General features: G+C 73.1%; 22 protein-coding genes and 1 pseudogene. 16 read left to right on the plus strand and 7 right to left on the minus strand.

Annotated features, from left to right (window positions below):
- Position 1: 1 nt before the first annotated feature.
- Positions 2-1060 (plus strand): MBL fold metallo-hydrolase, encoded by a 1059-nt coding sequence (locus ACFVFH_RS21430; protein WP_383771033.1) that lies wholly within the window; start codon positions 2-4, stop codon positions 1058-1060.
- Here the strand turns inward: ACFVFH_RS21430 and ACFVFH_RS21435 are convergent.
- Entirely contained in the window at positions 1050-1670 is a 621-nt protein-coding gene (locus ACFVFH_RS21435) for a DedA family protein (RefSeq protein WP_383771036.1), read from the minus strand. The genes ACFVFH_RS21430 and ACFVFH_RS21435 overlap by 11 nt on opposite strands.
- Positions 1667-2449 (minus strand): MBL fold metallo-hydrolase, encoded by a 783-nt coding sequence (locus tag ACFVFH_RS21440; RefSeq protein WP_383771039.1) that lies wholly within the window; start codon positions 2447-2449, stop codon positions 1667-1669. Before ACFVFH_RS21440 ends, ACFVFH_RS21435 begins: the two co-directional genes overlap by 4 nt.
- Before the next feature lie 248 nt (positions 2450-2697).
- Between ACFVFH_RS21440 and ACFVFH_RS21445 the strand changes: the two genes are divergently transcribed.
- From ACFVFH_RS21445 to secD, 6 genes are all read left to right on the plus strand, one after another.
- On the plus strand, positions 2698-3111 hold the full coding sequence (locus ACFVFH_RS21445; RefSeq protein ID WP_383771042.1) for a hypothetical protein: 414 nt from the start codon (positions 2698-2700) through the stop codon (positions 3109-3111).
- A gap of 101 nt (positions 3112-3212) precedes the next feature.
- On the plus strand, positions 3213-5309 hold the full coding sequence (locus ACFVFH_RS21450) for a phage holin family protein (RefSeq protein WP_383771044.1): 2097 nt from the start codon (positions 3213-3215) through the stop codon (positions 5307-5309).
- Between the two features lie 27 nt (positions 5310-5336).
- On the plus strand, positions 5337-7445 hold the full coding sequence (gene ligA / locus ACFVFH_RS21455; protein WP_383771047.1) for an NAD-dependent DNA ligase LigA: 2109 nt from the start codon (positions 5337-5339) through the stop codon (positions 7443-7445).
- A 156-nt stretch (positions 7446-7601) separates the two neighbouring features.
- Positions 7602-8426, plus strand: a complete 825-nt coding sequence (locus ACFVFH_RS21460) for a rod shape-determining protein MreC (RefSeq protein WP_383771050.1) — start codon at positions 7602-7604, stop codon at positions 8424-8426.
- Between the two features lie 29 nt (positions 8427-8455).
- Positions 8456-9040 carry a hypothetical protein gene (locus ACFVFH_RS21465; RefSeq protein ID WP_383771052.1) on the plus strand — a complete coding sequence of 195 codons (585 nt, stop codon included), beginning with the start codon at positions 8456-8458 and terminating at the stop codon, positions 9038-9040.
- A gap of 30 nt (positions 9041-9070) precedes the next feature.
- Complete coding sequence (gene secD, locus ACFVFH_RS21470; RefSeq protein WP_383771055.1) at positions 9071-11374, plus strand: protein translocase subunit SecD; 2304 nt, start codon at positions 9071-9073, stop codon at positions 11372-11374.
- A gap of 185 nt (positions 11375-11559) precedes the next feature.
- Here the strand turns inward: secD and ACFVFH_RS21475 are convergent, their stop codons facing one another.
- A complete protein-coding gene (locus ACFVFH_RS21475) occupies positions 11560-12354 on the minus strand; it encodes a helix-turn-helix domain-containing protein (RefSeq protein ID WP_383771059.1) in 795 nt (264 codons plus the stop codon).
- 63 nt (positions 12355-12417) lie between these two features.
- Between ACFVFH_RS21475 and ACFVFH_RS21480 the strand changes: the two genes are divergently transcribed.
- Positions 12418-12723 (plus strand): 4a-hydroxytetrahydrobiopterin dehydratase, encoded by a 306-nt coding sequence (locus tag ACFVFH_RS21480; RefSeq protein WP_383771061.1) that lies wholly within the window; start codon positions 12418-12420, stop codon positions 12721-12723.
- Between the two features lie 31 nt (positions 12724-12754).
- On the opposite strand, the gene ACFVFH_RS21485 is transcribed toward ACFVFH_RS21480, so the two are convergent.
- Positions 12755-13717 (minus strand): LysR family transcriptional regulator, encoded by a 963-nt coding sequence (locus ACFVFH_RS21485; RefSeq protein ID WP_383771064.1) that lies wholly within the window; start codon positions 13715-13717, stop codon positions 12755-12757.
- A 217-nt stretch (positions 13718-13934) separates the two neighbouring features.
- On the opposite strand from ACFVFH_RS21485, the gene ACFVFH_RS21490 reads away from it, so the two are divergent.
- Positions 13935-14888 (plus strand): class I SAM-dependent methyltransferase, encoded by a 954-nt coding sequence (locus ACFVFH_RS21490; RefSeq protein WP_383771067.1) that lies wholly within the window; start codon positions 13935-13937, stop codon positions 14886-14888.
- 160 nt (positions 14889-15048) lie between these two features.
- On the opposite strand, the gene ACFVFH_RS21495 is transcribed toward ACFVFH_RS21490, so the two are convergent.
- Entirely contained in the window at positions 15049-15885 is an 837-nt protein-coding gene (locus ACFVFH_RS21495) for an aldo/keto reductase (protein ID WP_383771070.1), read from the minus strand.
- Positions 15886-16146: 261 nt separating this feature from the next.
- Between ACFVFH_RS21495 and ACFVFH_RS21500 the strand changes: the two genes are divergently transcribed.
- The 4 genes from ACFVFH_RS21500 to ACFVFH_RS21515 all read left to right on the plus strand — a co-directional run bounded on the left by ACFVFH_RS21500 (position 16147) and on the right by ACFVFH_RS21515 (position 21555).
- Complete coding sequence (locus ACFVFH_RS21500) at positions 16147-16923, plus strand: Tat pathway signal sequence domain protein (RefSeq protein WP_383771073.1); 777 nt, start codon at positions 16147-16149, stop codon at positions 16921-16923.
- Positions 16924-17128: 205 nt separating this feature from the next.
- The gene (locus tag ACFVFH_RS21505; protein WP_383771076.1) at positions 17129-18178 is read left to right on the plus strand and encodes a chitinase; all 1050 of its coding nucleotides are present in this window, start codon (positions 17129-17131) and stop codon (positions 18176-18178) included.
- A gap of 9 nt (positions 18179-18187) precedes the next feature.
- Positions 18188-19480, plus strand: a complete 1293-nt coding sequence (locus tag ACFVFH_RS21510; RefSeq protein ID WP_383771078.1) for a glycosyl hydrolase family 8 — start codon at positions 18188-18190, stop codon at positions 19478-19480.
- Positions 19481-19491: 11 nt separating this feature from the next.
- Positions 19492-21555 (plus strand): PQQ-dependent sugar dehydrogenase, encoded by a 2064-nt coding sequence (locus tag ACFVFH_RS21515; RefSeq protein WP_383771081.1) that lies wholly within the window; start codon positions 19492-19494, stop codon positions 21553-21555.
- Positions 21556-21636: 81 nt separating this feature from the next.
- On the opposite strand, the gene ACFVFH_RS21520 is transcribed toward ACFVFH_RS21515, so the two are convergent.
- Complete coding sequence (locus tag ACFVFH_RS21520; protein ID WP_383771083.1) at positions 21637-23436, minus strand: AMP-dependent synthetase/ligase; 1800 nt, start codon at positions 23434-23436, stop codon at positions 21637-21639.
- 480 nt (positions 23437-23916) lie between these two features.
- Between ACFVFH_RS21520 and ACFVFH_RS21525 the strand changes: the two genes are divergently transcribed.
- The 3 genes and pseudogenes from ACFVFH_RS21525 to ACFVFH_RS21535 all read left to right on the plus strand — a co-directional run.
- The gene (locus tag ACFVFH_RS21525; protein WP_383771086.1) at positions 23917-24825 is read left to right on the plus strand and encodes a helix-turn-helix domain-containing protein; all 909 of its coding nucleotides are present in this window, start codon (positions 23917-23919) and stop codon (positions 24823-24825) included.
- A gap of 11 nt (positions 24826-24836) precedes the next feature.
- Positions 24837-25304 carry a cupin domain-containing protein gene (locus ACFVFH_RS21530; RefSeq protein WP_383771089.1) on the plus strand — a complete coding sequence of 156 codons (468 nt, stop codon included), beginning with the start codon at positions 24837-24839 and terminating at the stop codon, positions 25302-25304.
- Positions 25301-25417: pseudogene (locus ACFVFH_RS21535) on the plus strand (SGNH/GDSL hydrolase family protein); the annotation flags it as partial. The gene ACFVFH_RS21530 and the pseudogene ACFVFH_RS21535, both read left to right, overlap by 4 nt.
- A 203-nt stretch (positions 25418-25620) precedes the next feature.
- Here the strand turns inward: ACFVFH_RS21535 and ACFVFH_RS21540 are convergent.
- Complete coding sequence (locus tag ACFVFH_RS21540) at positions 25621-26547, minus strand: LysR substrate-binding domain-containing protein (protein WP_383771092.1); 927 nt, start codon at positions 26545-26547, stop codon at positions 25621-25623.
- Positions 26548-26608: the final 61 nt, after the last annotated feature.

Raw genomic sequence — 26608 nt, forward strand, 5'->3', positions numbered from 1 at the left:
GATGACGGAACAGACCGAGCGCTCCGGCACCGGAACCGCGCGGCCGCGCCGGGCGGCCCGCGGCAGGGTCCTCGAACCGCGTCCGCTCGGCGAGGTCCGGGTCTGGCCCGCGAGCTTCGCCGACCGGCTCACCGCGCCGCTCCCCGGAGTCATAGGCATGTCCCGACTGGCCCGTGAGCGTGCCCTCCGCCCCGACGCGGAAGGACTGCGCGGCATCCACCGGCTCCCCTACGCCCCCGAGCCCCTGCCGACGGTCCCCGCGGACGGCACCTGCGTCACCTGGGCCGGGCACGCCAGCTGGATCATCCGCACCGGCGGGCTGACCGTCCTCACCGACCCCGTCTGGTCCCGCCGCATCCTCGGAACCCCGGCCAGGATCACCCCGGTCGGCGTCCGCTGGGAGGACCTGCCGCCCGTGGACGCCGTCGTCATCAGCCACAACCACTACGACCACCTGGACGCCCCCACCCTGCGCAGACTGCCCAGGAACACCCCGCTCTTCGTGCCCGCCGGGCTCGGCCGCTGGTGCCGCCGACGCCGCTTCACCCGCGTCACCGAACTCGACTGGTGGGAATCGGCCGAGCTCGACGGCGTCCGCTTCGACTTCGTACCGGCCCACCACTGGTCCAGACGCACCCTCACCGACACCTGCCGCTCCCTGTGGGGCGGCTGGATCATCACCGCTCCCGGCCCCGGCGGGCAGCGGATCCACTTCGCCGGGGACACCGGCTACGGACACTGGTTCGGCGAGATCGGCAGCCGCCACCCCGGGATCGACCTGACCCTGCTGCCGATCGGGGCGTACGAACCGCGCTGGTGGCTCGGTGACGTGCACACCGACCCCGAGGAGGCGGTGCGGGCCTACGAGGACCTCGGCGCGCGGGCGATGGCGCCGATGCACTGGGCCACCTTCCTGCTCTCCGCGGAACCCGTGCTCGAACCGCTGACCCGGCTGCGTACCGCCTGGCAGCGGGCCGGACACCCCCGGAGCCTGCTCTGGGACCTGCCGATCGGCGCCTCGCGCGTACTGGAACCGGCCCCCCGTACGGTCAGTGGCTGAACCGGGCCCGCGCCCTGCGCCACACCGCGGGCGCCCCGCTGATCAGCAGCGTCAGGCCGACCGCCGCGACCACCCCCTGCCACGGCTCCGGGAAGAGCGAACCGCCCAGGACGCCGATCAGCTGATACGTCGCCGCCCAGGCCAGACACGCCGGCACGTCCCCGCGGGCGAACCGCCGCAGCGGCATCCGGCCCAGCAGACAGGCCAGCATCACCGGTATCCGCCCCGCGGGCACCAGCCGGGACAGCACCAGCACCGCCGCACCGTGCTCGTCCAGCTTCCGCTGGGCCTGCGCCAGCCGCTCCGGAGCGGCCCGGTCGCTGATCGTCCGCAGCCACTTCGAGCCGTTCTTCGACCGCACCCCGCGCCGGCCGAGCCAGTACAGGCAGATGTCACCGAGGAACGCCGCGGCCGACGCCACCGCGAAGACGATCAGCGACGAGAACGGCGACGACTGGTGCAGCGCCACCACCCCGGCCGAACTCACCAGCGCGCCCGTCGGCACCACCGGTACCAGCGCCCCCAGTGACACCAGCAGGAACAGCGACGGATAGCCGACGGCCTGCTGCGTCGACTCCGGGGGCAGCTGCCTCACGACCTCAAGGATCACCTGGCGGCCTCCGGCCGCACACGCTCGCCGTGGGACAGCCGGTGCACGGCCACCTCCGGCGCCAGCAGCGCCGCCTTGCGGACGAACTCGTCGCCCGGCGAGTGGAACTCGTGCGGCCTGACCCCGTCCAGGCCGATCGGCCAGTACGTGCCGTAGTGCACCGGCACGGCCGACCTCGGCGCCAGCCGCGCCAGCGCCTGCGCCGCCCGGCCCGCGTCCAGATGACTGTGGCCCAGATACGGGCCCCAGCCGCCCACCGGCAGCAGGGCCACGTCCACCGGGCCGACCGACCGCGCCATGTCGTCGAAGAGCCCCGTGTCCCCGGCGAAGTACGTCCGGGCCTCGCCCTCGACCACGAAGCCGAGCGCGGGGGAGCGGTGCGGGCCCACCGGCAGCCGCCTGCCGTCGTGCAGCGCCGGGACCGCCCGCACCCGCACCTCGCCGACCCGGACCTCGTCGCCCGGGGCCACCTCGGTGATCCGCAGCCCGCGCACCGAGCGCAGCACCCGCAGCCCCGGCACCGAGCGCACCGCGCCCAGCGGCACGACCAGCCTGCTGCCGGGGGCGAGCCTGGCCAGGGACGGCAGATGCAGATGGTCGGAGTGCAGATGGGAGACGAGCACCACGTCGGCGACGGCGGCCTCGGGACCGGGCAGTTCGCCGCGGCGGCGGCGCAGATGCGCGAAGCGCCGGGCGAACAGCGGATCGGTCAGCACCCGCACCCCGGAGTCCTCGATGGTGCAGGTGGCATGGCCCCACCAAGTGACGTCCACCGGCACGCGCCGCCTCCTCGTCCCCGGGCTCCTCGGATTCCGGCCCCGGCATCGAGCCTAAGGGCTGGACCGGGGCAAGGGCGCACAGGTGTTCCGGGGCAGTGCGCCCCGCACTCCCGCCCTCCCGGCACGCGCCTTCTTGCGCCGGGGTCCGGGGGGTAGGGTCGCCGGTACGCCTAGGGCCCCGCGTCCGGATCGGGTTCCACGAGCCCGGCATGATCCGGTCGAGGCGCCCTGACACCGGGGGGACGGTCATGGGGGACGTGACGGACGTACGGGTGGCGGCCATCGCCAGCCTCACACCGCTCGAAGAGCTGGACAGCGATCCGTTCCTCGTGGACACCCGCGGCCAGCACGACATGTGCGCCCGCTGGGCCGCCGACAAGGGCTATGTCGTCACCCGGCAGCTGCGGTTCCACGGTCTGCGCCCCGACCACCACGCCCTGTGGACCGACGTCGAGAACGGCGAGGTGGAACTCTTCGTCGCCGCCAACGACCGGGTGCTGGCACGGGCCCTCACCTCGGTGCCGGAGTTCGCCGCCGAGTGCGAGCGGCGCGGGGTCCGCCTGGAGATCGCCGGGCTGGACGAGCCGACGTACAGCGCCCGCGCCAAGGCGAGCGTGCACCGCCGCCTCTCCATGCCGACCGCCGGTTACGACGGCTGCTGACCGGGGCGCCGGCCGCCGTGGCCGAGGGACCGCGCACCCGCTGTGCAAAGCTGGGGGGCCAGGGCCCGGAACGGCGGGGTCCGGACGTGAGGTGGAACGGCGTGGGTGACGGGCGATGGCGAACAGCCGGCAGCGCCCTGATGCGAGTGGTGGTGGTGTGGGCGGTCTCGACGCTCACGATGCTGGCGCTCGCCGGGATACTGCCGGACTTCCAGCTCCAGTCGGACGACGGCGACACCATCACCAAAATAGCGTTCACCGCCGCCTGGGGCGCCGGAGCGTTCGGCCTGCTCTCCGCACTGGTCTGGCCGGCCCTGGTGAGGGCGTTGCTCATCGTGCCCGCGCTCGTCCTCGGGTTGCTGGTCTTCTTCCTGAACGGCTCGCTCCTGCTGCTCGCCCTGCGGCTCATCCCGGACGGGCGCGGCGCCGCCGACCCGCAGACGGCCGTGGTCGTCGCCGCCGTGATGTCCGCCGTCGCCTCCGCGACCTCCACCGCGCTCGCCGTCCGCGACGACAACGCCTACCGGCGCAGGCTCTCCCGGCTGGCCGTGCGCCGCCGTCGGCGCAGCGGAACGGACAGCGGGCGCAGCGGACCGCCGGGCACCGTCTTCATCCAGCTCGACGGCGTCGGCCACGACGTGCTCGCCCGCGCCGCCGACGAGGGCCTGATGCCGACCGTCGCGCGGTGGCTGGCCGACGAGGAGGGGCACCGGCTCACCCCGTGGCGCACCGACTGGTCCAGCCAGACCGGCGCCAGCCAGCTCGGCATCCTGCACGGCAGCAACCACGACGTCCCCGCCTTCCGCTGGTACGAGAAGGAGACCGGCGACGTCATGGTCTCCAGCAGACCCGCGAGCGCCCTCGAACTCCAGCGCAGGGCCGTCGCCCGCACCCACGACGGCGGGCTGCTCACCCTGGACGGCGCCAGCCGGGGCAACCTCTTCAGCGGCGGCGCCGACCAGCTGGCGCTGGTCCTGTCCATGGCGGCCCGCTTCGGCAAGGGCCGCCGCTCCAGGGCCGGGTACTTCGCGTACTTCTCCGACCCGGCCAACGCCGTACGCACCGCGTTGTCGTTCGTCGCCGAGGTCTGCCGCGAGATCGGCCAGTCGACCCGGGCGCGCATGCGCAAGGAGACGCCCCGGATCAAGCGCGGCGGGCTGTACCCCTTCATCCGGGCCTTCGCGACCGTCGTCGAACGCGATGTGGTGGTCGCCGCCGTCATCGGCGACATGTTCGCCGGCCGCACCGCCGTCTACGCCGACCTGGTCGCCTACGACGAGGTGGCGCACCACTCCGGACCGGACAGCCGCGACGCCGACAAGGTGCTCGCCCGCCTGGACCGCTCGCTCGCCCTGATCGTCAAGGTCACCGAGCACACCCCGCGCGCCTACCGGATCGTGCTGCTGTCCGACCACGGGCAGAGCCCCGGGGAGACCTTCGCGGGGGCGTACGGGCTGACCCTCAAGGATCTGGTGCGGGCGGGCTGCGGACTGCCCGTGCCCCGCCGGGCGCAGCGCACCCCCAGCGCCTCGGAGGCGCGCGACGCGGTACGGATCGCCCTGCACCGGCCGGTCGACGCGGGGGCGGAACCCCTCGCCAGGCCGTCCGACCCCGTGGTCCTCGCGTCCGGGAACCTCGGGCTGATCTCCTTCCCCGACATCCGCGGTCGCGCCTCGCGCGAACAGCTGGACCACAGCCGCCCGGCCCTCCTCGGCACCCTCGCCAACCACCCCGGCATCGGCTTCCTGCTGGTCCGCAGCGAGCGCCACGGATCGGTGGTGCTGGGCCGCGGCGGGACGGAGGTCCCGGTGGCGGAACTGGTGGACGGGGAGGGGCCGCTGGCCCCCTTCGGCCCCGGGGCCGCCGAGGCGGTCCGGCGGACCGACACCTTCCCGCACGTCGCCGACATCATGGTCAACTCGATGTACGACGGTGCCACGGGACAGGTGCACGCCTTCGAGGAACAGATCGGCTCGCACGGCGGTCTGGGCGGCGAGCAGTCCCGGCCGTTCCTGCTGTGGCCGGCCGAGTTGTCCGCGCCGGTGGCACCGGACGCGGAACTGGTGGGCGCCGAACAGGTGCACCGAGTGCTGCGGCGCTGGCTGCGGGAGTGCTCGGGACCGCAGGTCCCCCTGTCCCGGCCGGACGCGGCGGGTGGCGCCGACGAGGCGGACGGGACGGTCCGGGCGGTCGGCTGAGCGGCGTTGTCAGTGGTGGGCGGCAGGATGGGGGCCATGACGAACTCAGCAGTCGTGCCCGCCGATACCGCCGCCTACGCCGCCGCGGTCGAAGAAGCGTCGCGGGCCGCCGCGGCGTACTACGCCACGGGCGAGAGCACGCTCGACGACGACGCCTACGACCGGCTGGTACGGGGGATCGCCGCCTACGAGCAGGAGCACCCGCAGGAGCTGCTGGACGCCTCACCGACCGGCAAGGTGGCGGGCGGCGCCGCGACCGGCGACGTGCCGCACACGGTCCCGATGCTCTCCCTGGACAACGTCTTCTCCGCCGAGCAGTTCGTCACCTGGACGGCGTCGCTGGAGCGGCGGATAGGCCGCCCCGTCGCGGCCTGGAGCGTGGAACCGAAGCTCGACGGACTGGCCGTGGCGGCGCGGTACCGGGCGGGCCGCCTGGAACAGCTGATCACCCGGGGCGACGGCACCGCGGGCGAGGACGTCTCGCATGCCATCGGCACCGTGGTGGGCCTGCCCGAGCGGCTCACCGAACCGGTGACCGTCGAGATGCGCGGCGAGATCCTCATGACCACCGAGCAGTTCGAACAGGCCAACGCCGTACGCACCGAACACGGCGGCGCCCCCTTCGCCAACCCGAGGAACGGAGCGGCGGGCACCCTCCGCGCCAAGGACCGCGCGTACACGGTGGAGATGACGTTCTTCGCCTACGGCGCCCTGCCGCTGCCCGGCTCCGGCGAGTGGGCCGACACCCTCGTCGAACTCCCGCACAGCGAGGTCCTCGCCCACGTCGCCCGGCTCGGAGTGCACACCGCGGCGGACACGGAGGTGGCGCCGCGCACCGTCACCACCGTCGAGGAGGTGCAGCGCCGGGTCGAGGAGGTCGCGGCCCTGCGCGCCGCGTTGCCGTTCGGCATCGACGGCATCGTGATCAAGGCCGATCTCGCCGCCGACCAGCGCGAGGCCGGTTCCGGGACCAGGGCGCCGCGCTGGGCCATCGCCTACAAGCTCCCGGCCGTGGAGAAGGTCACCCGGCTCATCGGCGTCGAGTGGAACGTGGGCCGGACCGGCATCATCGCGCCGCGCGCCGTGCTGGAGCCGGTCGAGATCGACGGCTCGACCGTCAGCTACGCCACCCTGCACAACCCCGCCGACATCACCCGCCGCGATCTGCGCCTGGGGGACCGGGTGATGGTCTACAAGGCGGGCGACATCATCCCCCGCATCGAGGCCCCCGTCGCCCATCTGCGCACCGGTGACGAGCAGCCGATCGACTTCCCGGAGGCATGCCCGCAGTGCGGCTCCGGGATAGACACCAGCGAGCAGCGCTGGCGCTGTGTCCGGGGCCGCGACTGCCGGATCGTCGCCTCCGTCTCGTACGCGGCGGGCCGCGACCAGCTCGACATCGAGGGCCTGGGCGCGACCCGCGTCGTCCAGCTCGTCGACGCCGGTCTGGTGGCCGACTTCGCGGACCTCTTCACCCTCGACCGCGAGCAGCTGCTGGGCCTGGACCGGATGGGGGAGACCAGCACCGACAACCTCCTGGCCGCCATAGCCACCGCACGGACCCAGCCGCTCTCCCGGGTCTTCTGCGCGCTCGGGGTGCGCGGCACCGGTCGTTCCATGTCACGGCGGATCGCCCGCTACTTCGCGGACATGGACCGGATCAGGGCGGCCGACGCCGAGGAGCTCCAGCGCGTCGACGGCATAGGCAAGGAGAAGGCCGCCGCCGTCGTCGCGGAGCTGGTGGAGCTGGCCCCGCTGATCGAGAAGCTGATGGCCGCAGGGGTCACCATGACGGAGCCCGGCGCCACCCCGCCGCCCGCACCGGGCGAGGAGGACGAGGAGGCCGCCGCCGCGCCGGAGGGGCAGGGCGGCGGCCTGCCGCTGGACGGGATGACCGTGGTGGTCACCGGAGCCATGACCGGCGCCCTGGAGAAGCTCTCGCGGAACGAGATGAACGAGCTGATCGAGCGGGCCGGCGGGAAGTCCTCGTCCAGCGTCTCCAAGCGCACCTCGCTCCTGGTCGCCGGGGAGAAGGCCGGATCCAAGCGCACCAAGGCGGAGGACCTCGGCCTCAGGATCGCCGCACCGGACGAGTTCGCCGCGCTGGTCGCCGCCTTCCTGCCGTCGGAGGTGTGACGCGGAGCGGGGCCGCACAGCACCCGAGCCCTTGGATTTTGCCCGGGAGTGGCTTTCTTTGCCTCCCTATTGCATAGTGAGGGCTCGGCCATGCCTCGCGATCAGCGGGTTCATGGGTGGGTACGCGGCCGCGACGGCAGGCCGGGGGGAGGGGCGATGCGTGCTCTGCACGACGGGCGACGACTCGGACCGTCCGCCCGCCGGGACCACCGGGGCATCACCCGTGGTCTCGCCCTCGACCTCGGCAGCTCCCGCACCCGTGTCTGGGTGCCCGGACACGGAGTCCTGGCCGACACCGACCTCCGGGGCGACTCCGGTACGGGGCCCGGCCACGGCCGCCCGGTCCGGCGGGGGCGCATCGTCGACCCCGAGTCCTGCGGGCGGATGCTCGGCCGGATCGCGGACACGGCCCTGGGCACGGACCGCACCGGCACCGTGATCGTGCTCAGCCACCCCGTCCTCGCCGGGCCCCGGCACCGTGCCGCCGCGGGGGAGCTGATCGCCGCCCTGGGCCCGACGACCGTCATCGCCCTGGACAGCGCCAGGGCCGCCGCCGCGTACGCGGGACCGCGCGACGGCGGACCGCTCCTCGTCGTCGACCTCGGCGCCGAGCTGACCGAGGCGACCCTGCTCGTCGACGGGCAGGTCCGCGACGCCCGCCAGGCCGAGACCGGACTGGGCGACCTGGACCCGGCACAGCCGCCCACCGACGTCGTCCGCACCGTGCTGGACATGATCACGCAGATGTGGCAGCAGGACCGGCACGGCGCCGTCCTCGGTGCCCTGCGCAGGGGCCCGTTGCTCGCCGGAGGCGGCGCCGCGCGCCCCGACATCACCCATCGCATCGCAGCCCGCCTCGGCGCCCCGGTCCGTCCCGCCGACGACCCGGCGACCGCGGTCGTACGCGGCGCCGGGATGGTCCTCAGCGCGGTGCTGCGGCAGGCCGGTGCGGCCCCGGCCCTGACCGGCCGGACCGGGTGACCCCCCTCCCGGGGCCGCCCCGGGGGAAGGTGCCCCCCGGGGCACGGCCGGGCACCCCGGCCCCGGCACACCAGCACCGCACCGCACGGGCGGCCCGGCAGTTGCTCGCCGCGCTGCTGCTCACGGTCCTCGCTGTCGTGGGCGGCGCCCCCGCGGCCGCCGGATCGGCGCTCCCCGCCCGGCCGTTCGCCGGCGTGCCGCCCGCCGCCGCTTCCGCCCCCGGCGCCCACCAGCCCACCCCGCACACCGACCGGACCGCCCGCACCGGCACCGCCCACGACACCCGGCGCACCCGCACGGCCACGGCGACCGACCCCCACCGCGACCGGCCGCGGGCCACGCCCGGTCCCGCGCCCCGGGCCGGCAGCGACCAGGCCCGTACCGCGCACCACCTCCCGCCGCCCGGCTCCGACATCCTGCTCCCGGGCACACCCGGCGTCCCCGCACCGCACCGCACCCACCGGCCCGGCCCCGCCGCACCCCCGCGCGCCACCGGCCGCTCCCGCATCGCGCTCCCCGGCGTACGCGGGCCTCCACGGACGGCCGTCCACCGGCCACCGGTCCTGCCACCGGCCCCGTCCCGCAGAACCGCCGTCCCGTCCTCGCCGAGGTGAGGGCGCCCGGCGCCCCCTCGGAGGAAAACCATGACTCGCGCCACCACGGTGCGAGCGGTGCTGGCTGCCGCCGTGCTGCTCGTCTCCGTGCTCATCACACTGACCATGTCGCCCCGGCTCGGCCTCGACCTCCAGGGCGGCACCAGAATGGTGCTCCAGGCCAAGGACTCGGACACCGCGAAGGCGGACCGGGAGAGCACCGACCGCACACTCGAAGTGCTGCGCCGGCGCATCGACTCGCTGGGCGTCGCCGAACCCACCCTGACCCGCTCCGGCGAGGACCGGATCATCGTCGAACTCCCCGACGTCCAGGACCCGCGCAAGGCCGCCGAAGTCATCGGCAGGACCGCCCAGCTCAGCTTCCACGCGGTCCAGGGCCCGGGGAGCGGGGAGGACGCCGGGGCCGACGCGGGGCCGACCCTCCCCGACGAACAGGGACGCGCCCTCGACCTGGGCCCGGCCCGGCTCTCCGGCGCGGGCGTCAAGGACGCCACCGCCTCGTTCGACGCCCAGCAGGGCGCGGGCTGGACCGTCTCCCTCGACTTCCACAAGAAGGACGGCCGGGAGTGGACCCGGCTGACCGGTGAAGCCGCCTGCCACCCGGTGCAGGACGACCGGCGGCGCGTCGCCATCGTCCTCGACGACCGGATCATCTCCTCGCCGCAGGTCGCCCCCTCGGTCGGCTGCGGCGCGGGCCTGCCCTCCGGCTCCACCCAGATCACCGGGTCGTTCGGCGCGGACGAGGCCCGCGACCTGGCCCTGCTGATCAAGGGCGGCGCCCTGCCGCTCCCCGTCGAGATCGTCGAGCAGCGGACCGTGGGGCCGACGCTCGGCGCCGCCGCCATCGATGCCAGCGCCCGCGCCGCCCTGATCGGCGCCGCGGCCACCGCACTCTTCATCACCGTCGTCTACCGGCTCTTCGGCGCGCTCGCAGCCGTCGCCCTCGCCGCCTACGGACTGATCTCCTACGCGGCCCTGGTGGCCCTGGGCGTCACCCTCACCCTGCCCGGCCTCGCCGGATTCGTCCTCGCCATCGGGATGGCGGTCGACGCCAACGTGCTGGTCTTCGAACGGGCCAGGGAGGAGCACGCGCAGCATCCGGGCCGCTCGCTGCGCTCCTCGCTGACCGCCGGGTTCCGGGGCGCCTGGAGCGCCGTCGCCGACTCCAACGTCACCACCCTGATCGCGGCCGGGCTGCTCTTCTTCCTCGGCTCCGGTCCGGTGAAGGGCTTCGGCGTCACGCTCGCCATCGGTGTGATCGCCTCCATGTTCTCCGCGCTCGTCATCGCCCGCGCCCTCACCGAGACGGCCGCCGGGTCCCGGTTCGTCAGCGACTACCGGGGCGTCAACGGCATCGCCTTCCCCGGCCGGGTCCGCACCTGGCTGACCCGGCGCGAGCCCCGGCTGATGCGGTTCCCGCGGCGCTGGCTGATGATCTCCGCCGCGCTGGTCGCCGTGGCCGTCCTCGGTATCGTCGTGCGCGGGGTGAACCTGGGCGTCGAGTTCACCGGCGGACGGCTCGTCGAGTACTCCACGAGCCGTCCGGTCGACGTGGAGCGGGCCCGCACCGTCCTGGCCGACGCGGGCTTCGGCGACGCCGAGGTCACCACGGCCGGTGCGGGCGACCTCTCCGTACGGACCGGCGGACTCGACGACGAGGGCGAACACGCCGTGCGCGAGGCCCTCGCGAAGGAGGGCGGCACGACCACCAAGGTCCGGGACGAGCTGATCGGCCCCAGTCTCGGCGACGAGCTGAGGCGCAACGCCCTGATCGCGCTCGCCATCGCCGTATGCGTACAACTGGCCTATCTCGCGGTCCGGTTCCGCTGGACGTTCGCCCTGGCATCGGTCGGGGCGCTGGTCCATGACGTGATCATCCTGACGGGCGCCTTCGCCTGGCTCGGCCGCACCGTCGACGGCATCTTCCTGGCCGCGCTCCTCACCGTCATCGGATACTCCGTCAACGACTCGGTGGTGGTCTTCGACCGGGTGCGGGAGCTGTGGGCCAAGGCCCGTCGCGTGCCGCTGGCCACCATCGCGGACCGGGCCGTCCTCCAGACCGTTCCGCGCACGGTCAACACCGGAATGGGCGCGCTCTTCATCCTTGTGGCGCTCGCCGTGCTCGGCGGCGACTCCCTCGCGGACTTCGCCCTCGCCCTGCTGATCGGCATCTGCGTCGGCACGTACTCCTCGGTGCTGACCGCCGTGCCGGCCGCGCTCGTCCTGGAGCGCAGCAGCAAGGCCCCGCCACCCGCCCGCAAGCGGTCGCCGGGGCGCCGGTCCGGCACGAGGACGGCACGCCGGGATCCGTCCGACAACGGGGCCCGCGTCTGAGGGGCGGCCCGGACCGTCCCGGTGCCCGGAGTCCGCCGGCCCCCCGGCCACGGCTTCGTCACCGGGACGGTCCGGGCACGGACCGCCCCACGCCGCAGGCGCGTCGGCGGGGCACCGGCCGGAGACCCCGCAGGAGGACACCCGGCCGTGACGCCGCCGTGCCCCTCCGGCCCTGCCCGGAACCGTCAGGAGGCGAGGGACCGCAGATGGTCGGCGGTGGCCCGGTCGGCGGGCAGGAACGTCTCGATCGCCAGCTCGGCCACCGTCACGTCCATCGGCGTGTTGAACGTCGCGATGGAGCAGACGAAGGAGAGCACCCGCCCGTCGTGCTCGATCAGCAGGGGCAGCGCGAAGGGCAGCGACGGCACGGACCCGGGGCCGGTGTCCTCCGGTACGGGATACCCCGCGACCTCCTCGTACAGCTCACGCAGCTCCGCCGAACGGGCCAGCGCGATCTGGCGCTCCATCTGGTCCAGCAGATCGGCCCGCCAGGCCCGCAGATTGCGGATGCGCGGGGCGAGACCCTGCGGGTGCAGGGTGAGCCGCATGGCGTTCAGCGGCGGTGCCAGCAGGTGCTCGGCCACCCCCTCCGTCAGCATCGCCATGCCCCGATTGGCCGCCACCACGTGGTACGTACCGTCCACGACGAGCGCCGGGTAGGGCTCGTACGCCTGGAGCAGCCGCTCCATCCCCTCGCGCAGCGTGTCCAGGGCGGGGTCGTCGAGCGCGGTCTGTGCGTAGCGGGGCGCGTATCCCGCGACGAGCAGGAGGGCGTTGCGTTCCCTGACCGGGACCTCCAGATGTTCGGCCAGCCGCAGGATCATCTCCTCGCTGGGACGGGAGCGGCCCGTCTCGATGAAGGAGATGTGCCGGGCCGAGGAATCGGCGCGGAGCGCCAGCTCCAGTTGGCTGATCCGGCGCTGCTCCCGCCAGCTGCGCAGCAGCGGCCCTACCCCCGTGTCAAGCGCGACAGTCGTCATACCGAGACCGTAACGTCACCGGCACCGCCGACCGGCACCGACCGCCGATGAGGGAGCCGCCGCATGCCCGCCGTACCACTGTCACGGGAAGAGATCGAGGACCGGCTCGGGGAGTTGCCCGGCTGGTCGCTGGAGGGGGACCGGATCACCTGCGTCTACCGGCTCGCCACCCATTTCGCCGCCGTCGGGCTGACCGTCCACGTCGCCGCGATCCAGGACGAACTGAACCACCACTCCGATCTCACCCTCGGCTACAACACCGTCTCCCTGTCCGTGAACACGCACGACGCCGGCGGCGCGGTCACCGAGAACGACCTGGCCCTGGCCGCACGAGTGGCGGCGATCGCCCCGGGGCACGGTGTGCGGTAGCCGCACCGGACGGCGCGGGCGCGGTGACGCGTCACATCGCCGCGCCGAACCGTGGATGCGCGGCGAGCCAGCGCGTGTAGCTCTCGCTGCGCTCCACGGCATCCGCGTACGCCGCCCGGGTGTGCCCGCTCACCGCCCCGGCCGCCGCGCCCGCCGCCGCCGACCGGGGGTGCCAGCCCAGCAGATGGCGCCAGCCCAGCGGTGAGCCGGTGATCGGGCGCGTCACCACACCCGGGGTCGGCGGAAACGTCGCCCGGCACAGTCCGACCGCCCGCCCCACCTGAACCAGATGGACGACGGAGGCCGTGTCCGTCTCATAGACCGAGACCGGGCTGAACCCGGCCCGCGCGCAGGCACCGACGAAGCAGTCGGCGAAACAGCCCTCGCCCGGCACGTCCGCCCAGCACTCGTCCGCCAGGGCGGCGAGGTCGAGCTCCTGCCGACCGGCGAGCGGATGGGAGTCGGGCAGCATCACGAAGACCGGATCGACGCCGATCACCTGCCACGTCAGCCGGTCGTGGGCGGGCGGAGGGCTCTCCCCGCAGGTTCCGATGAGGGCGAAGTCGAGGCGCCCGTCGACGAGTTGCGAGGCGATCTCGGAGACCGACCACGCGGTGTACGTCGACACCGGCGCGGTCGGGTGCGCGGTGACCAGCCGGTCCACCAGGCCGCCGAGGAGTGGGCCGTGCGTACCGCCCAGCCGGAAGCGCTCCATCGTCCCCAGGGCGTTGGCGAACCGCACCGCCTCCTGCTGGAGTTCGCTCACGGCGGGCAGCACCACCCGGGCCCGTTCGAGCACCAGCTCACCGAGGAGCGTGGGCCGGGCGCCGGTGTGGTCGCGGTCGAAGAGCGGGCCGCCCAGTGCCTTCTCGATCCGCCGCAACTGCGCGCTGAGCGCGGGCTGGGCCAGCCCGAGGGCGGCGGCCGCCTTGGTCAGGCTCCCGGTGTCGGCTATGGCACGTACGGTTCGCAGATGGCGCAACTCCAGGTCCATAAACGCAAGTTATGGGCCCGGCGGCCCACCGGCAATATGCGGGTGTCCATGGAGTGAGACGCGCTGCGGGGCCGGGCGGATACCGGACAGGTGCCTGGCGGATACCGGACGGACACCCGCCGGACGCCGGACGGGGTACGAGGCGTCCGGTACGCGGCGACTTGCTGAACCGGCAACGAAACTTGCCAATGGGGCGCTCGGTGGTGAGGCTGTCCCCATGAGCCAGCACACCGGACACGGTCCCCACCCGGACACCGCGCACAGCCACCACCCGGACCCCGCCCGCGAGGGTCACCGGCACACCCCCCACGCACACCACCAGGAGGCCGGTGACATCGACTGGGACGTGATGGGGCCGATGCTGGAGCAGGAGGCCGAGGTCGGCTGCCCGCAGTACGAGGCGGCGGCCCGCTGGATCGCCGGGCTCCGCACGGCCCCGAAGGTGCGCCGGGTGCCCGACATCGGCAGCGGGCCGGGCGTGATCAGCTGCCTGCTCGCCGAGGTGTTCCCCGAGGCGGAGGTCGTCGCCGTGGACGGCACCCCGGCGCTCCTGGAACGCACCCGGGACCACGCGGAGCGCCTCGGTCTCGGCGACCGGGTCCGTACCCACCACGCCGACATCCCCGACGACCTCGACGCACTGGGCGAGGCGGACCTGATCTGGGCGGGCAACGCCCTGCACCACATGGGCGACCAGCGCGCCGTCCTGGCCGGGTTCGCCGCGCTGCTGCGCCCCGGCGGGATCGTGGCCCTGGCCGAGGGCGGCCTTCAGCCCCGCCGCCTCCCGCGCGACATCGGCATCGGGCGGCCCGGTCTGGAGGCCCGGCTCGAAGCGATCCAGGTGAACCGGTTCGAGGAGATGCGGGCGGCGCTGCCCGGCAGCAAGCGGGAGACCGAGGACTGGGGCGCCCTCCTCGCTGCCGCGGGCCTGACGCCGCAGGGCACCCGCAGCTTCCTGCTCGACCTTCCGGCGCCGCTTGCCGAGGGGGCCCGGGACCACGTCATCACCGAGTTCGCCCGCCGACGGCAGATGTTCGAGGAGGAGCTCGCGGCCGAGGACGTCGCCGTGCTCGACCGGCTGCTCGACCCCGAGGACCCGGCCGGGCTGCGCCGGCGCCCCGATCTCTTCCTGCTCTCGGCACGCACCGTGCACCTGGGGCGCCGGGACTGACGCCGCCCCGGCACGCCGCCGAGTGATCCCGGCCCTCGGCGCCTTGCGGTCCCGGCGGTGATCGCGCCGGTCTCGCGCACCGCTACCGGACCCGGCGGCGTCCATAGCGCGCCCCCGGACATGACCCGCCGGGGCGTGTCCGGGGGCGCGTCGGTACGGATCAGGCGCCGAGGTTGAACTCGCCCGGGTTGGGGCCGAGGCGCCGCCCCTCGTCCAGCGCGGCGAACGCGGCGAGGTCGTCGGCGTCCAGCTCGAAGCCGAACACGTCGAGGTTCTCCGCGATGCGGGACGGCGTCACGGACTTGGGGATCACCACGTTGCCGGTCTGGAGGTGCCAGCGGAGCACCACCTGGGCGGCCGTGCGGCCGTGCTTCTGCGCGATCGCGACGACCGTGGGGACCTCCAGGAGGCCCTTGCCCTGACCCAGCGGCGACCAGGCCTCGGTCGCGATGCCGTGCTTGGCGTGGAAGGCGCGCGACTCGGCCTGCTGGAGCTGCGGGTGGAGCTCGATCTGGTTGACCGCGGGGACCACGGAGGTCTCGCCGAGCAGCCGCTCCAGGTGCTCGGGCAGGAAGTTCGAGACCCCGATGGCCTTGGCACGGCCCTCGGAGAGGATCTTCTCGAAGGCCCGGTACGTGTCGATGTACGCGTCCTTGGCGGGCACCGGCCAGTGGATCAGGTACAGATCGACGTAGTCGAGGCCCAGCTTGCCGAGCGAGGCGTCGAAGGCGCGCAGGGTCGAGTCGTAGCCCTGCTCCGAATTCCACAGTTTCGTGGTGACGAACAGCTCCTCGCGGGCGACACCGGAGGCGGCGATGGCCCGGCCGGTGCCCTGCTCGTTCTCATAGATCGCGGCGGTGTCGATGCTCCGGTACCCGGACTCGATGGCCGTGGCGACCGCCTTCGCGGCCTCGTCGTCCGGCACCTGCCAGACACCGAAACCGAGCTGCGGCATCTCGACGCCATTGTTGAGAGTGATGGAGGGGACCTGGCTCACGAGCGGTCGATCCTTACGTCGTCGGTTGGTACTCGGAAGGTCAACGATCACCGGCCGTCAAGCATTCCCGAACCGTCGGCGCGTTCCGAGCCGGGCGCGCGGAGTTCCGATTCGGTCACCCGGGCTCATTCGGGCTCATCCGTCCGGGGCATTGACCGGATCCCTCCGGCACGCAACCCTGGAGCACGTCACTGAACAACGGTCACTCTTGTGAACGCACTCTTTCGCGATCATGCACGCACGACTCCGAGCGAGGTCGACGTGACGAACCCTTCCGGGCGGGCGCCCGGCGGCGCGGCGGCCGACGGCGCCGTCGCCGCTGCCGGGCTCCCCGCCCCCGCGCACACCGCGAGCTGGTCATTACGCCGGTCGCCCTCGGCGAGCGGCGACGGACCCGGCGTCTTCGGGACCGTCGAGGACGACCGGGCCGGTGCCCGTCCGGCGGGACGTCCGCGCAGCCGCACCGAGGGCGACGGCCTCCGGTTCATCACGCACACCGCCGACCGGGGCGCCGCGGCGGACCGCCGGTGCCAGGAGGCGAGCGGGCCGCGCACCGGCGGCGGCCCGTACCTCACGCGGCTGCCCGGCGAGACCCGGCGGATCGCCCACCGCACGTACAACCCGGGCTCCTCGAAGGCGGCCACCGGCTCCACGCACATCATGCGGATGAAGCAGCCGGGCAACGGCACCTCGCCGGCCGTCGTGCGGCCCCCGCGCCGGGTGAACGGCGCCCGGACCATCGAGCCCCTCTCCGCCGGCGTACCCGTCGGCCGCACCGACCCCGCCCCGCCGCAGGACAGGCGGATCGGCGTCGACGTCCGGATCACGATCGGTGACGGCACGTCGGGCGCGGTCCGCCGGATCCCGGAGGGCGGGGCGGCCCCCGTCGTCGACGTGTCCGCGTCCGGGGCCGACGCCTTCCTCGGCGACCGGGTCCGGCCCGAGCGGGGTATCCGCCGATCGCCCGGCGGCACGTCGGGATCGTCGCGGGACACCCGTCTTCTGCTCGCCAGGATGCGCGGGTACCGACTGGTCTGAAGAACGGGAGGCGGGGCGCCCGCGCGCGGCCGGGCGACGGGGTGACGGCCCCGCCGCCCCGGAGGGCTGCCCGCGCTCCACCCAACCCGCGGCCACCGCTTGAGATTTGGGCCCGCGCGGGGCATTGACAGAAAGCTCCGCAGGGAATCCCATGCAGTGTCGGTTAGGAACCTTTCCTAACACCGAGAACCGGAAGGGATCATCCGTGCACCCTGCCGCACCCCCACGCCGCCTGGTGGCGGTCCTCACAGGGCTCAGCTGTCTGCTGCTGCCCCTGCTGGGCCAGTTGCCCAAGGCCTACGCCGCCACGGACACCCCCGTGACCACCGGCGCGTCCGACTCCCCGCCCAGCACGACCGCCGCGGGCCCCGGTGCCATGGCCGCGGCGCCGTACGAGTACCTCGGCTGGGGCAAGCCGCAGAAGCCGACCGCGGTGATGGCGGCCACCGGCGTGAAGTGGTTCACGCTCGCGTTCGTCCTCTCGGACGGCGGCTGCAACCCGAAGTGGGACGGGGACCGGCCGCTGACCGGCGGCTCGGACGAGGACGCCATCGACGCCATCCGGGCGGCCGGCGGGGACGTCGTCGTCTCGGTGGGCGGCTGGAGCGGCGCCAAGCTCGGCGAGAAGTGCACCAGCGCCGCCGCCCTGGCCGGGGCCTACCAGAAGGTGATCGACGCCTACCACCTCAAGGCGCTGGACATCGACATCGAGGACACCGAGTTCTCCAAGGCCACCGTGCGGCAGCGGGTGGTCGACGCACTGAAGACCGTCAGGAAGGCCAACCCCGGTCTCGTCACGTACGTGACCATGGGGACCACCCCGACCGGCCCCGACGCCACCGGCAAGGACCTCATCAAGCGGGGCGCCGCCGCGGGGCTCGACAACGACGGCTGGATCGTCATGCCCTTCGACTTCGGCGGACACACCGGCACCATGGGCGCCGCCACGGTCACCGCCCTCGACGGCCTCAAGTCGGCCGTGAAGAGCGCCTACGGATACACCGACGACGCCGCCTACCGGCACATCGGGGTCTCCTCGATGAACGGGAAGACCGACGACGCGGACGAGACCGTCACCACCACGGACTTCCGGACCGTCCTCGGCTACGCGCAACAGCACCACATCGCGCGCTACGCCTTCTGGTCCGTCAACCGGGACCGGGCCTGCGGCTCCGGAAGCGACGGCGACACCTGTAGCGGGGTGTCCCAGTCGCCGTACGAATTCACCAAGATCGTCGTCCAGTACAAGGGCTGAGGAGATCCCATGCGTACCACCACGAAGACAGCGACCATCGGCACGGCGGCGCTCGCCGCCGCCGGGCTGCTGCTGCCCCTGCTCGGTACGGCGCCGGCCGCCGCCGAGGACACCGCGGCCGTCCGGCCGGCCGCGACCACGACGGCCGACGGCCCCGCGGTGCCCTTCGGCAGCCACACGTTCCCCTACGCCGCCGGGACGCTGAAGCCCTCGGGCACGCAGTCGGCACTCGACCAGGCCGTGGTCAAGACGTACAACGCCTGGAAGTCCGCGTTCGTCAAGAAGAACTGCGGCAACGGCTGGTACCAGGTCATCTCGCCGGACGCCGACCACCCCTACGTCGCCGAGGCCCAGGGCTACGGGATGGTCGTCACCGCGACGATGGCCGGGGCCGACCCGGACGCGAAGACCGTCTTCGACGGCATGGTCAAGTACGTGCTCGCCCACCCCTCGGTGAACAACTCCAACCTCCTGGCCGCCGAGCAGAACGCCTCCTGCAAGAGCGTCGACGGCTCCGACTCGGCGACCGACGGCGACCTGGACGTGGCCTACGGGCTGCTCCTCGCCGACAAGCAGTGGGGCTCCGGCGGCACGTACAACTACAAGGATCTCGCGGTCAAGCACATCAACGCCATCAAGAAGAGCGAGGTCAACCCGACCACGCATCTGATGCTGCTCGGCGACTGGTCGGACTCGGGCGAGTCCCACTACTGGATGACCCGCTCCTCGGACTGGATGATCGACCACTTCCGCGCCTTCCGGACCGCCACCGGTGACAGCACCTGGGACACCGTGCGCACGGCGCACCAGAACCTGATCACCTCCCAGCAGTCCAAGTACGCCTCCGGCACGGGGCTGTTGGCGGACTTCGTCGTCAACACCGACAAGACGGCCAAGCCCGCCTCCGGCGAGGTGCTCGAAGGCCCCAACGACGGCGACTACTCCTGGAACGCCTGCCGCGACCCGTGGCGCATCGGCACCGACGCCGTCACCAGCGGGGACAGCGCCTCGCTCGCCTCGGCCCGCAAGCTCAACACCTGGATCAAGTCCAAGACGGGCGGCAACCCGAGCAAGATCGTCAGCGGCTACCACCTGAACGGCTCGGCGTTCGACAGCGGCAACGACATGGCGTTCACCGCCCCGTTCGTCGTCACCGCGATGACCGACTCCGGCTCCCAGGCCTGGCTCGACGCGCTCTGGAACAAGCTCGCCGGCACCTCGATCGACCCGGACCTCTACTACGGCGGAAGCGTCCAGCTCCAGTCGATGATCGTCGCGTCCGGCAACTACTGGGTTCCGTGACGGGGGTTCGGATGCAGACCGGAACGCTCACCACACCACGGGGAAGAGTCGCCGCGCTCACCGCCCTGCTGCTCTGCACCGCCCTGGTGCAGGCGATCCCGCAGCCGGCCTCCGCGGCCGCCACCCGGTACGAGGCGGAGTCCGCGACGATCGTCAAGGGCGCCGCGGAGTCCAACCACTCCGGCTACTCGGGCACCGGATTCGTCAATGGCGACAACGTCGTCGGCAGCTATGTGGAGTTCACCGTCACCGCGGCCTCCGCCGGCACCGGCAAGATCGCCATCCGCTACTCCAACGGCACGGCGGACGCCCGGCCCGCCGACGTCGCCGTGGGCGGCACGGTGGTCTCGGCCGCCCGCGCCTTCGCCGCCACCACCGACTGGAACACCTGGGCCACCTCCACCCTGACCACCCCGGTCAAGGCCGGCAGCAACAAGATCCGGCTGACGTCCACGACGGCCAACGGGCTGCCCAACCTGGACTACCTCGACGTCACGGTCACCGCCTCGGACACCGAGGCCCCCACCGCGCCCACGTCGCCCAGCTGCTCCGAGATCACCGAGAACGGCCTCACGCTCAACTGGGGCGCCGCCACGGACAACGTGGGGGTCACCGCCTACGACATCTACGAACACGGCAACAAGTCCGGCGAGGCGCCGGGCACCGCCACCACGAAGAAGCTGACCGGGCTCACCCCCGGCACCACGTACAACCTCACCGTGTTCGCGCGCGACGCGGCCGGAAACGTGTCGTCGGTCAGCCCGATCGTGGACTGCACCACCCTGCGCAGCTCCGACACCACCCCGCCCTCGGCACCCGGCACCCTGTCCGCCTCGGGGCTCACCGCCAACAGCGTCGCCCTGGACTGGGGGGCGTCGACGGACGACAAGGCCGTCACCGCCTACGAGATACGCAGCGCAAGCACCGTCTACAAGACCGTGACCGGCACCCCGCCGGCCACCACGGCCACACTCACCGGGCTCGCCTGCGCCAGCCCGTACACCCTGGACGTCGTCGCCAAGGACGCGGCGGGCAACGCGTCGCCGCCCAGCAACACGGTCGCCTTCACCACCCCGGACTGCGCCACCGACGGCGGTGTGCCCTCCGGCATCGCCACCGTCTCCGGCGGCTGGTCCATCCCCTGGGGCACCTACTGGATGCCCGACGGCAAGAGCGCCCTGGTGACCGAACGGGACAGCTTCAAGGTCTTCAGGGCCACCGCCGACGGCACCAGGACCCAGGTCGGCACCGTGCCCGACGCCGTCACGACCGACGGCGAGGGCGGTCTGCTCGGCGTCGCCGTCGACCCGAAGTGGTCCAGCAACCACTACGTGTACGTCATGCACACCGCGTCCGAGGGCAACCGCATCGCCCGCATGACCTACGACGGCAGCTCGCTCAGCGGCTACAAGGTCCTGCTCCAGGGGATCAAGAAGAGCAGGTACCACAACGGCGGACGGCTGCTGTTCGGCCCGGACGGCTATCTGTACGCCTCCACCGGCGAGGCGCAGACGCCCGACCTCGCCCAGGACAAGAACTCGCTGAACGGCAAGATCCTGCGGATGACCACGGACGGCAAGGCCGCCCCCGGCAACCCGTTCGGCAACTACGTCTACAGCTACGGTCACCGCAACCCCCAGGGGCTCGCCTTCGACCGCAACGGCCGGCTGTGGGAGGCGGAGTTCGGCGACAGCAAGAAGGACGAGCTCAACCTCATCAAACCGGGAAACAACTACGGCTGGCCCGTCTGCGAGGGCACCTGCACCACCGACGGGATGACGAACCCGAAGAAGACCTGGAACATCTCCGAGGCCTCGCCCAGCGGGATCGCCATCGTCCGCAACGTCATCTACATGGCCGCCCTGAAGGGCGAACGGCTGTGGCGGGTGCCGATCACCGGTGACACCGAGAACCTCGGCACACCGAGCGCGTACTACGTCGGTACGTACGGCAGGCTGCGCACGGTCACCAAGGTGCCGGGCCAGGACCAGCTCTGGCTCTCCACCACCAACTGCGACAACAAGGGGAACGAACCGGACGGCTCGGACAAGCTGTTCCGGGTCTCGATCAGCTAGGCCGGCCACCGCACATGGCGTGGTCTGCCCGAACGGCAGGCCCGGCGGCAGGCGCTGTACCGCCGGGGCACCCCGGGTGCCTCAGCGGTACAGCGCGTCGACCTCCGCCGCGTACGCCGTCTCGATCGCCCGGCGCTTCAGCTTCAGCGACGGGGTGAGGAGCCCGTGCTCCTCGCTGAAGGGGTGCGCCAGGATCCGGAACGTACGGATCGACTCGGCCTGCGAGACCGCGGTGTTGGCGGCCACCACCGCCCGCCGGATCTCCGTCTCCAGGTCCGGATCGCGCACCAGCTCCTCCGGCTTCAGAGGCGTCCGCGCCTGCATCGCGAGCCAGTGCTCCACCGCCTCCTGGTCGACCGTGACCAGGGCCGCGATGTACGGCCGGTCGTTGCCGACCACGATGCACTGGGCGACCAGGGGGTGCGCCCGCACCCGCTCCTCCAGACCGGCCGGCGACACGCTCTTGCCGCCCGACGTCACCAGGATCTCCTTCTTCCGCCCGGTGATCGTCAGATAGCCGTCCTCGTCGAGCGAGCCCAGGTCGCCGGTGGCCAGCCAGCCCTCGCGCAGCACCGCCTCGGTGGCCCGGGGGTCGCCCAGATAGCCCGCGAACACGTTGTCGCCGTGCACCCACACCTCGCCGTCCTCGGCGATGTGCACGGTCGTCCCGGGGATCGGGAGCCCGACCGTGCCGTACCGGGTGCGTTCCGGCGGGTTGGCCGTGGCCGCGGCCGTCGACTCGGTCAGCCCGTACCCCTCGTACACCGTGACGCCCGCGCCCTCGAAGAACAGCCCGAGCCGCCGCTCCATCCCCGAGCCGCCGGACATGGCGTGCCGGATCCGGCCGCCCATCGCCTCGCGCACCCTCCGGTACACGACCTTGTCGAAGAACTGGTGCTGCATCCGCAGCCCGGCGGACGGCCCCGGACCGGTCCCGAAGGCCCGCGCCTCCAGCGCCTCGGCGTACTTCACCGCGACATCCACGGCCTTGTCGAACGGCCCGATCCGGCCCTCCGCCTCGGCCTTGCGCCGGGAGGCGTCGAAGACCTTCTCGAAGATGTACGGGACCGCGAGGACGAACGTCGGCCGGAACGTCACCAGGTCCGGCATCAGCGCCCTGGCCGACAGCTCCGGCTGATGTCCGAGCTTCACCCGGCCGCGGATCGCCGCGACCTCGACCATCCGGCCGAAGACATGGGCCAGCGGCAGGAAGAGCAGGGTCGCCGCCTCGTCACCCGGCCGGGAACGGAAGACCGACCGCCAGCGGGCGACCATGGTGTCCGTCTCGAACATGAAGTTGGCGTGCGTGATCACACAGCCCTTGGGGCGCCCCGTCGTCCCCGAGGTGTAGATGACCGTGGCCACGGACTCGGGCGTCACCGCGCGGCGGTGTCGGTGCACCACCTCGTCCTCGACCTCCGCCCCCGCCCCGGTCAGCTCGGCCACCGCACCGGCGTCCAGCTGCCAGAGCCGTTTGAGTCCGGGCAGCCGGTCGATGACCGAGGCGATCGTCATCGCGTGGTCCTCGTGCTCGACCAGGACGGCGGACACCTCGGCGTCGTGCAGCATCCACAGCACCTGCTCGGCCGAGGACGTCGGGTAGACGGGCACGGACTGGGCGCCGATGGTCCACAGCGCGAGGTCGAAGAGCGTCCACTCGTAGCGCGTACGCGACATCAGGGCGACCCGGTCACCGAACCGGACACCGTGGGCGATGAGTCCCTTGGCGAGCGCCAGCACCTCGTCGCGAAAGACCGCGGCGGTGACATCCCGCCAGTTTCCGGCCGCGTCCTTGCGGCCGAGCGCGACCCGCTGCGGGTCCTCCTCGGCATGGTCGAACACGATGTCGGCCAGTCCGCCCACGAGGGGCGCGGCCGCCATGGGTGGGACAGTGAACTCGCGCAATGACCTGCTCCTCGTGGCGCTCCGCACAGCGCCGTGACGCTACCCCACGCGGCGACGCGGCGGGAGGGTTCCGTACCGGCGGAGAACGTGGCATATGCACAGGTCAGCCACCGAAATCCGGCCAGATGGGCAAGGCTCGGGCGTGGCTGGGAACGCGGAGTAACCGGCGGGCGCCGGAATCTCCACCGAATCTGTACGCCGCAGTCACTCCCGATCCGGGGGCATTCATCGAGTTCCGCACGTTTTCCGGTGAATCCGGAGGATCGCACGGTCGGCCGGCGCCTTCAGCGGATTCCGGCGGCTCGAATGATCGGTGGCCGGAAAACCGGGGCGCGACGCAGTCTTCCGCCGCTTCCCCGCCGTGCGACCGCATCGCCGACCGCGACCACCTGGACATCGCCACCGACGAGGCATCGGCCCGGCTGTGCCCCGCCCACCGGTTCGTACACTGCGAGGGTGGAAGACCATACTGCCACCAACATCGACGGGCGTCCGGCGCCCGCCTTGCGGCGGTACGTCCGCTCGTACGTCGGTTTCGACCTTCGTGGGTTCCCGGCGGGGGTGCACTGCGGTCCGCCGGGCCGCGTGCTCACCGCGGTCATCAGCCTGTCCGGCTCACTGGAGGTGGCGGCGGGGGTCGACGACGGGACACCGGTCACCCGATTCGGCAGCGTGGCCGGGGGTCTGATGCGCCGGTCCGTCGCGATCCACCACGACGGACGCCAGGAAGGCGTGAAGGTGTCGCTGACACCGCTCGGGGCGCGGGCCGTCTACGGCATGCCCGCCGCCGACCTCGCCCACCGACTGGTCCCGCTCGACGACCTTCTCGGAACGCTCGGTGTCGAGCTGGCCGACCGGCTCCGCGCGGCGACGACCTGGGCCGCGCGGTTCGCCGCGCTCGACGAGTTGCTCCTGCGAGCCGTCGGCCGCGGCGCCGACGGCGACCGCGTTTCCCGGATGCGCCCCGAGGTGGCCGAGGCCTGGCGCCGCCTCCTGGCCGCGCGGGGCCGCGTTCAGGTCGGGGCGGTCGCCGCGGAACTGGGCTGGAGCCGTCGGTATCTCACCGAGCGGTTCCGCGGTGAGGTGGGCCTGTCGCCGAAGACCTTCGCCCGGGTGCTGCGCTTCGAGCACGCGCACGAACTGGCCACCGCGCACGACCCGCTTCCGTGGGCCGATGTGGCGACCGTCTCCGGCTACGCCGACCAGGCCCATCTCGTCCGGGAGTGGAGCGAGTTCACGGGCCGATCGCCGACAGCCTGGCGTCGCGGCGAAGTCCTGCTCGGGACCGGGCAGCCGCCGACCGGCCGCCCGTCGCGTGGGCTTCCGTTCCCTTTCCTTCAAGACCGCCCCATCGCCGTCCTGTGACGATCGTCGGCATGAGACTCATCGATCACGAACCCGGCGCCATCGACCTGCGGACCACCCCCGTGCACCTCGGGCTGGGGTCGAGAGCGAAACCTGTCGAGGGCTTCGCCTGGAACCCGGAGGTGCTCCAGGCATACAGTGCCGCGGTCGCGGCGGACGGCGCCGAGGGCCGGATGGTGGCGATCTTCGACGGCGACGGCCCCGGTGACCACTGGGAGCGCCACCCCGCCGGCGACGAACTGGTCGTCTGCCTCAGCGGGTCGGTGACGGTCACCCGCGATGCGGACGGCGTGCCCGACCGGGTTCTGCTCGGGCCGGGCGAGGCCACCGTCACTCCGGCCGGGACATGGCACGCGGTCGACATGGCGGGGCCGACGTGCATCCTGACCGTCACCGCCGGTCTCGGCACCGAGCACCGTCCCCGGGCCGAAGGCCGCCCGAGCGAGCACACCGGCACGTCCGGCCCGGGAACGCCGTGACGATCCGTGTCGCGTGCCTCGGGGACAGCCTCACCCGCGCGCAGCTCGGCGTCGACTACCTGGACCTGCTCGAACGACGCCGCCCTCCCGGCGACGTACGGCTCGCCCGCTTCGTCGCCGAGGTCATCGACACCTGGCTCCAGGACCGGAGCGCGTAGCCGGTCCCGGCGGCGGGCCCTTCCCCGGCATGCGGTTCGCGCGCCTGCCGGGGCGGGCGACGACCGGACCCCCTCGGCCTCCACGGCGGAACAGCCCCCCGCCGCTCGACGAGACCGGCGGGACCCGGAGCCGATACGCCGTGGGGGATCGCGCAGGGTCACCGCCGGTCCGGGTTCCAGGAGGAACCGTCGACGGCCGTCGACGGGGGGTCCGCCCGTCCCAGGGCCGGGATCAGCCGGTCGCCGCCCGCCAGGATCGCCGAGGCCAGCGCGTCCGCGGCCTCGTGCGCCCCGCCGTGGCGGCGCCCGTGCGACAGGACGAAGTCCACGCCGCCCAGCTCCGGCAGCCCGGCCCTGGACGGCACCGGCGCCAGACCCGGCGGGATCAGCCCCCGGCTGTGGGCCATCACGCCCAGCCCCGCGTGGGCCGCCGCGATCAGCCCGCTCAGGCTGGTGCTCGTGCAGGCCACCCGCCAGGCCCGGCCGTGCTCCTCCAGGACCTCCAGGGCGCGGGCCCGGGTGATGCCCGGCGGCGGGAAGAGGATCAGCGGAACGGGACGCTCCGGGTCGATCCGCAGCCGCGGCGCGCCGATCCAGGTCAGCGCGTCCTGCCAGACCAGCTCCCCGTGGGTGTCCCCGGCGCGCCGCTTGGCGAGCACCAGATCGAGCCGGCCCGCCGCCAGCCGCTGGTGCAGCGTGCCGGAGAGCTCCACCGACAGCTCCAGCTCGACCTCCGGATGGTCCCGCCGGAACGACGTGAGGATCTCCGGCAGCCGGGTCAGCACGAAGTCCTCCGACACCCCGAACCGCAGCCGCCCGCGCAACCGGGTCCCGGCGAAGAAGGCCGCGGCCCGCTCGTGCGCCGCGAGTATCGTCCGGGCGAAGCCGAGCATCGCCTCGCCGTCCACGGTGAGGTCGACCCGGTGCGTGTCCCGGGCGAACAGCTGCCGCCCCGCCGCGTCCTCCAGGCGCCGCACGTGCTGGCTCACGGTGGACTGCCGCACCCCGAGCCGGTGCGCGGCCCGGGTGAAGCTCAGCGTCTGGGCGACGGCGAGAAAGGTACGGAGCTGCGCGGGGTCGTACATGGGCGCCAGGCTATCGCGCGACATGATGACAGTGAGAGCGGTGTACGGGATTCCCGATCGC

It is taken from the genome of Streptomyces sp. NPDC057697 (genome assembly GCF_042799335.1).
In the GTDB taxonomy this organism is placed as follows: domain Bacteria; phylum Actinomycetota; class Actinomycetes; order Streptomycetales; family Streptomycetaceae; genus Streptomyces.

Excerpts from the sequence above, each read along its gene's own strand:
- ACFVFH_RS21430 (WP_383771033.1), top strand. The coding sequence starts at position 2 with ATGACGGAACAGACCGAGCGCTCCGGCACCGGAACCGCGCGGCCGCGC.
- ACFVFH_RS21480 (WP_383771061.1), top strand. The coding sequence starts at position 12,418 with ATGCCCGCCGTACCACTGTCACGGGAAGAGATCGAGGACCGGCTCGGG.
- ACFVFH_RS21540 (WP_383771092.1), bottom strand. The coding sequence starts at position 26,547 with ATGTACGACCCCGCGCAGCTCCGTACCTTTCTCGCCGTCGCCCAGACG.
- ACFVFH_RS21515 (WP_383771081.1), top strand. The coding sequence starts at position 19,492 with ATGCAGACCGGAACGCTCACCACACCACGGGGAAGAGTCGCCGCGCTC.
- ACFVFH_RS21445 (WP_383771042.1), top strand. The coding sequence starts at position 2,698 with ATGGGGGACGTGACGGACGTACGGGTGGCGGCCATCGCCAGCCTCACA.
- ACFVFH_RS21475 (WP_383771059.1), bottom strand. The coding sequence starts at position 12,354 with ATGACGACTGTCGCGCTTGACACGGGGGTAGGGCCGCTGCTGCGCAGC.
- ACFVFH_RS21485 (WP_383771064.1), bottom strand. The coding sequence starts at position 13,717 with ATGGACCTGGAGTTGCGCCATCTGCGAACCGTACGTGCCATAGCCGAC.
- ACFVFH_RS21460 (WP_383771050.1), top strand. The coding sequence starts at position 7,602 with ATGCGTGCTCTGCACGACGGGCGACGACTCGGACCGTCCGCCCGCCGG.
- ACFVFH_RS21490 (WP_383771067.1), top strand. The coding sequence starts at position 13,935 with ATGAGCCAGCACACCGGACACGGTCCCCACCCGGACACCGCGCACAGC.
- ACFVFH_RS21510 (WP_383771078.1), top strand. The coding sequence starts at position 18,188 with ATGCGTACCACCACGAAGACAGCGACCATCGGCACGGCGGCGCTCGCC.
- ACFVFH_RS21520 (WP_383771083.1), bottom strand. The coding sequence starts at position 23,436 with ATGGCGGCCGCGCCCCTCGTGGGCGGACTGGCCGACATCGTGTTCGAC.
- secD (WP_383771055.1), top strand. The coding sequence starts at position 9,071 with ATGACTCGCGCCACCACGGTGCGAGCGGTGCTGGCTGCCGCCGTGCTG.
- ligA (WP_383771047.1), top strand. The coding sequence starts at position 5,337 with ATGGGGGCCATGACGAACTCAGCAGTCGTGCCCGCCGATACCGCCGCC.
- ACFVFH_RS21530 (WP_383771089.1), top strand. The coding sequence starts at position 24,837 with ATGAGACTCATCGATCACGAACCCGGCGCCATCGACCTGCGGACCACC.